The organism is Psychrobacter sp. 1U2 (genome assembly GCF_051847575.1).
In genome coordinates this window covers 1-610 of sequence record NZ_JBPYDC010001394.1, presented here as the reverse complement: position 1 = coordinate 610, position 610 = coordinate 1, and the positions used below count along the sequence as shown (strand labels likewise).

General features: G+C 48.4%; 1 protein-coding gene. It reads right to left on the bottom strand.

What is annotated here, in order from left to right; all coding sequences use genetic code 11:
- The coding region (locus tag ACS8FD_RS22280) for an FAD-dependent monooxygenase (RefSeq protein WP_439277468.1) at nucleotides 1-610 on the bottom strand (610 nt) is incomplete at both ends.

The window sequence follows — 610 nt, the reverse complement described above, 5'->3', positions numbered from 1 at the left end:
CACATCAAGCATACCTAGGTTTAGCCCTTGTCCAGCGAGTGGATGCACTCCATGCGCAGCGTCTCCTATCAAGACTAAATTATCTGCGACATAGCTCTTTGCCTGTTGCGCGGTCAGTGGAAAGCTGGCGATTGATTCAATCTGACTAATAGCGCCAAGCTCATAATTACTGGCAGCGGCCAGCTTATCGGCGATCACTCGCTCTTCTTCCTCTATTAATGCCAATGCTTGATTACGTGGCAGTGTCCAAACTATCGACTGCCAATGTTGCGGACTGGCTTTATCTTCATCTGTAATATCTGCTAATGGCAATAATGCCAGCGTGCCGGTCGGTAACATGGCTTGGCGCGCGGTGGCTTGATGGGGTTTGGCAGTTTGAATCGCGCAGCAAATCGCCGTTTGATTATAATCAAGGATGTCAATCTCAATCCCAGCCTGCTTACGCACAAATGAGCCACGACCATCTGCACCAATCAACAGTTGGGCATCAATAGCTGTATCATTATCTAAAGTCACACGGTAGCCTTGCTGTGCTCCTAACCAATCCATTCCCACAACTTTATGTCCAGCGATGACAGTCAGATAGTCACCGAAATCTTCCTCAGACAAG